Annotated in this window: 6 protein-coding genes; 5 read left to right on the forward strand and 1 reads right to left on the reverse strand. The window is 30.4% G+C overall.

Annotation, left to right across the window (positions count from 1 at the left end; translation table 11 throughout):
- On the forward strand, positions 1-209 hold a 209-nt coding region (locus tag AB1Z17_RS01845; RefSeq protein ID WP_368050088.1), incomplete at its 5' end, for a sugar transferase.
- A 305-nt stretch (positions 210-514) separates the two neighbouring features.
- Here AB1Z17_RS01845 and AB1Z17_RS01850 read toward each other — a convergent pair.
- Positions 515-1,723: a hypothetical protein gene (locus AB1Z17_RS01850; RefSeq protein WP_368050089.1), complete on the reverse strand. Its 1,209-nt coding sequence runs from the start codon at positions 1,721-1,723 to the stop codon at positions 515-517.
- 198 nt (positions 1,724-1,921) lie between these two features.
- On the opposite strand from AB1Z17_RS01850, the gene priA reads away from it, so the two are divergent.
- The 4 genes from priA to rplI all read left to right on the forward strand — a co-directional run bounded on the left by priA (position 1,922) and on the right by rplI (position 5,675).
- Positions 1,922-4,366, forward strand: coding sequence for a primosomal protein N' (priA, locus tag AB1Z17_RS01855; RefSeq protein ID WP_368050092.1), 2,445 nt, complete (start codon positions 1,922-1,924; stop codon positions 4,364-4,366).
- A gap of 201 nt (positions 4,367-4,567) precedes the next feature.
- Complete coding sequence (rpsF, locus tag AB1Z17_RS01860; protein WP_368050090.1) at positions 4,568-4,909, forward strand: 30S ribosomal protein S6; 342 nt, start codon at positions 4,568-4,570, stop codon at positions 4,907-4,909.
- 5 nt (positions 4,910-4,914) lie between these two features.
- Entirely contained in the window at positions 4,915-5,208 is a 294-nt protein-coding gene (gene rpsR / locus AB1Z17_RS01865) for a 30S ribosomal protein S18 (RefSeq protein WP_111708427.1), read from the forward strand.
- A 14-nt stretch (positions 5,209-5,222) separates the two neighbouring features.
- Entirely contained in the window at positions 5,223-5,675 is a 453-nt protein-coding gene (gene rplI, locus AB1Z17_RS01870; RefSeq protein ID WP_368050091.1) for a 50S ribosomal protein L9, read from the forward strand.
- The last annotated feature ends 22 nt before the right edge of the window (positions 5,676-5,697 follow it).

Consider the following 5,697-nt stretch of genomic DNA (forward strand, 5'->3'; position numbering starts at 1 on the left):
AAAATTATGCGTTCTATACCATTAGAAATGTAATTAAACCAGGTTTAACAGGTTGGGCTCAAGTAGAATATCCTTATGCAAGTACTAAAGAAGAACAGTATATTAAACTTCGCTACGATTTATATTATATTAAAGAACGTAACTTATTACTAGATTTTAAAATTATAATTAAAACAATAAGTACCATTCTGTTTTATAGAGGAACTTGATTTTAGTTTAAGAGTTTAACGGTTCAAAGGTTCAAAAGTGGGTAAAGTTAAAAGACTGTCATTGTGAACGTAGCTTTTGAGAACGGAAGCAATCTGTTAATACTATAATCAAAATTGCAAGTAATATTGATGAGATTTCTTCGGTTGTACTGCGCCCTGGCAACAAAATTGACTTTCACACCTAATACCATTTTATTGTTAAAATGGTATAATAAGAATCACCTTAAAATTTGACAAAAAAAATATCGGAGTAGTGAAACCCCGATATTTTGTTAGTTAACCGTTGTAAGTAACTAACTAACAAATTATAAACTTCTTCTTTTTCTTGTATTTTCTGAATTAGTGCGTGCACTATTTTTTGAACTTCTAGTTGGCATTTTAACAACACTTCTTTTTTGCTGAGTTCTTGTTGGTTTATACGCTTTATTCTTTTTTGTGCTATTTTGCGTTACAGTTGCTTTTCTCTGCTGAGTACTTCTAACTGGAGCACTGTTTGTTACCTTTTTACTACGCTCATTTGCTGTATTATAGCTTCTTTTTTGAGCAGTTGTATTGCGATTTCCAATAGAACGGTTGTTGCCGTTAGAACGGTTATTTACAGATGAATTTCTAGTTGTTACTTTTTTACTACGCTCATTGGCTGCATTAGAATTTCTTCTTTGAGTAGTATTTCTGTTTCCTATAATATTATTATTAGTACGACTCTTTACAGATGAATTTCTATTAGTATTGTTGTTATTTCTATTAGTTGCCGTTGTATTCCTTTTTATTTGAGTATTAGATTTATAACGGTTATCATTTCTTTGCGTTACATTATCACTTCGTCTTTTAGGCACTTTATTTGTAGCATAACGATCTTTAGAATTATGCCTGTTATAGCTACGGTCGTTACGGTTTTTACTATAATACTTGTTTCTTGAATGATCTCTATGATATTTATAACGATTTGGTCTATAATGATTTCTGTAAGGTTTGTAGCTTACAATTCTAAAATCAAATATAGGTCGTGCAAAATAATTGTGATAAGGATGGTACACATAATTTCTATTGTAACTATTTATATATCCTGAAAAATGGGTGTAAGATCCATAATGGTTATAATAAACTCTCAATCCGCCTAATCTAGCCAATCTATTCCCATTGTAATTGATATCAATATTTCCAACTCTGGTAACTCGCCCGTAATAATCATAATAAATAGGAATATCTTCTACTTGAATAACAGCCCCAAAATCATCATATTGCACGTAAGCATCATAATTATAACCAGAATTGTAACTAATATTAATTCCATTTCCTTTGTAATTAGCATGAAAGCCACTACGTGGATTAATATAGAAATCAAACTCTCCATTTTGAAAAACAGAAAATGTAACGCCTCTTTCAACAAATGTGAATGAATTTCCATCATTATAATAATAATTGTTTGTTGTAGTTGAATTTGTTGTGTTGGCAGCAAAAGCTCCTAAGCTAACAAATATAAATGTTGCGAATAAAAATAATTTGTTTTTCATAATATTGGGTTTTTAAGGTTATTACTAAAATTGCTGGCTAGCATTTTACAATTTTTTAATTACAAACAACGTGCCATAATTATTTTTTAAATGTAAGGCACTGTATTAGAGTTCTTTAAAATAATATAATTAAAATTGTAGTTTTAAGTGCTTTAAATTATTCAATTAATTATTTTTGTAGAAACATAAAAATTAATAATTATTAATTATACGAACGTAATATTACCAATTCCACTTTCAAAGTTATTTACCTATAAAATAACAGAAGCCGAGGCAACCTTTTTAAAGCCGGGGATGCGTGTTGCAGTAGAATTTGGAAAATCTAAAATATTTACCGCGCTAGTTTATAACATTCATAATACAGCACCTGTCGGATATGAAGCAAAGGAAATTTATCAAATTTTAGATGAAATACCCATTGTTAACGAACTCCAATTAAAACATTGGGAATGGATTGCCAACTATTATATGTGTTCTTTAGGTGAAGTGTATAGAGCAGCATTGCCAAGTGCTTTTTTATTAGAAAGTGAAACAGAAATTCAATTAGTTGCTGGTTTTACGAATGAAGAATTATTATCTAATGAAGAATTTTTAATTTTTGAAGCCTTACAACATCAATCGCAATTGTCAATTTCTAAAATTATTGAAATCTTAGGAAAAAAGAATGTATTTCCAATTATTAAAACTTTAATTGAAAAAAATACGATTGTAGTTAAAGAGCAAATTTACGAACAATACAAGCCTAAACTTGTTAAATATATCCGTTTAAAAGAACCTTGGAATACAACTGAGAAGTTATCAGAATTGTTAGAAACTTTAAGCAGAGCAAAAAAACAACGCGAACTTATTTTAACGTATTTTCAGTTACAAAGTTTAAAAAAACCGATTAAAGTTACTCAACTTCAAGAGAAAGCATTGGCTTCAAGTGCAGTAATAAAATCGTTGATAGATAAAGATATTTTTGAAATTTACTTTATTCAGAAAGACCGTATAAATTATAGTGGAACAACTTCAGAAATAAAGGAACTAACCACACATCAGCAAGAAGCTTATTGGGCTATTAAAGACACTTTCAAAACCAAACAAGTAACTTTATTAAAAGGAATAACAAGTAGTGGTAAAACAGAGATTTATGTTAAGTTAATAAAGCAATTACTTAAAGATGGAAAGCAAGTACTTTATTTATTACCGGAAATTGCTTTAACTACACAATTAATAGAAAGATTACAATATTATTTTGGAGAATATTTATCTGTTTTTCATTCAAAATATTCAATGAATGAACGTGTTGAAGTTTGGAATAATGTATTGGAAAACAAACAAAAAGCACAGCTTATTTTAGGCGCTCGATCCTCCTTATTTTTACCATTTTCAAATTTAGGAATTGTAATTGTAGATGAAGAACACGAACCATCTTTTAAGCAATTCGATCCTGCGCCGCGTTACCACGCCAGAGACGCAGCAATTGTTTTAGCGAATTTACACAATGCAAAAGTGTTGTTGGGTTCTGCAACGCCAAGTGTTGAAACTTTTTACAATGCACAACAAGGTAAATATGGTTTGGTGGAACTTAACAGGCGTTTTGGTGATGTGTTATTACCAGAAATAGAATTGGTTGATGTTAAAGAAAAGCATCGTAAAAAAAGAATGAAAGGACATTTTTCTGATCGGTTGTTAGAAATGATTCAAGATGCTTTAGATGAAAAAGAACAAGTTATTTTATTTCAGAATAGGAGAGGTTTTGCACCAGTTGTAGAATGTGAAACTTGTGGTGTTTCTCCGCAATGCCCACAGTGCGATGTGAGTTTAACTTTTCATAGTTTTAGAAAAGAATTACGTTGCCATTATTGTGGTTACAGGCAAGCAATGCCTCATAATTGTGGAGCTTGTGGAAGTGAAAAATTAAATACTAAAGGTTTTGGAACCGAACAAATTGAACAGGAATTAGAGCAATTATTTCCGGATGCAGCAGTAGGTAGAATGGATTTGGATACAACACGTGGAAAATATGGGTATCAAAAAATTATAGGAAAATTTGAAGCGCAAGAGATAGATATTTTGGTAGGGACACAGATGCTTTCAAAAGGATTGGATTTTGCAAATGTTTCGTTGGTTGGAATTATGAGTGCAGATACAATGCTTAATTTTCCAGATTTTAGGGCACATGAACGCAGTTATCAATTAATGGTTCAGGTTGCTGGTAGAGCAGGAAGATCTAAAAAAAGAGGAAAAGTAGCGATTCAAACATATAATCCTTACCATCAGATTTTACAGCAGGTTTCTACAAATTCTTATTTGGAAATGTTTAAAGAACAATTAGACGAACGCTGGCAATATCACTATCCTCCATTTTACAGAATTATAAAAATTACGTTGCGACATAAAGATTTTATTAGAGTAGATGAAGGTGCAAATTGGTTAGGAAAATCATTAACAAATATTTTTAAAGATCAAATTTTAGGACCTACAACACCTGCAATTTCTAAAATTCGTAACTATTATATTCGTCATATTATTATTAAAATTCCACAAAAACAATCGTTAGGCGCCACTAAAGCAAACATTTTACGAGTTAAAAATACATTTCAAGCAGTTAAACAATTTCGTTCTATTAAATTAACTATAGATGTAGATAATTATTAATTATAAGAATGGAGTGGATTATTTGTCCAAAGGTCTAAGTTTCACTGGTAAAAAGTTTAAATGTTGAAAAAAAACAGTTTTGAAATACTAATTACTAAAAACTAAATATGAACTTCCTATATTTTCTCAATTAACCTCTTGCTAGTTCCGTAAATAACTGTATATTTGCACCCTTAAAAGTAAAACTTAAAATTTTTAATTATGAATCATTACGAAACTGTTTTCATTTTGAATCCCGTTTTATCTGATATCCAGATAAAGGAAACAGTAAAGAAGTTCGAGGACTATCTTGTTTCTAAAGGTGCCGAAATGATCTCAAAAGAAGACTGGGGGCTAAAAAAGTTAGCGTATCCAATCCAAAACAAAAAAAGTGGTTTTTACCACTTATTTGAATTCAAGTTAGACGGTCAGGAAATTACCGCTTTTGAACTTGAATTTAGAAGAGACGATAGTATTATGCGTTATTTAACTGTAAGGTTAGATAAACATGCTGCTGCTTGGGCTGAAAAAAGAAGAGAAAGAGTTAAAGCAACTAAAAAATAAGAGTTATGTCTATAGAACAACAAGCAAAAGGAGGAAAACAAGGTGATGTTCGTTACCTGACTCCATTAGATATTGACACTAAACAGGTTAAAAAATACTGTCGTTTTAAAAAGAACGGTATCAAATATATCGATTATAAAGATGCTGATTTCTTATTATACTTAGTAAATGAACAAGGTAAAATTTTACCTCGTCGTTTAACGGGTACATCATTAAAATACCAACGTAAAGTTTCTGTTGCTATCAAAAGAGCACGTCACTTAGCTTTAATGCCATATGTTGGCGATATGTTAAAATAAAACTGAAAGGAATCATGGATATTATATTAAAACAAGACGTTGAAAACTTAGGTTTTATAGATGATATTGTAACTGTAAAAAATGGTTACGGTCGTAACTTTTTAATTCCTCACGGATTTGCAGTATTAGCAACTTCATCGGCGAAAAAAGTATTAGCAGAAACTTTAAAGCAACGTGCTTATAAAGAAGAAAAACTAATAAAAGATGCAACTAAAATTGCAGACGCAATTAAAGAACTAGAAATTAAAATCACTGCCAAAACTGGTGATGGTACTAAATTATTTGGTTCTGTTAATAACGCAAACGTAGCAGAAGCTTTAGCTGCTGCAGGTCACGAAATTGATAAAAAATACATAAAAGTTGATGGTGGAAACATTAAAAGACTTGGAAAGTACAATACAACTATAAGATTACACAGAGCGGTAATTGTAGAAATACCTGTTGATGTAATTGCAGAAGTAAAGTAATTAACATTTTTTAGTTAATAAA

This window comes from Lutibacter sp. (assembly GCF_040883305.1).
Classification (GTDB): Bacteria; Bacteroidota; Bacteroidia; order Flavobacteriales; family Flavobacteriaceae; genus Lutibacter.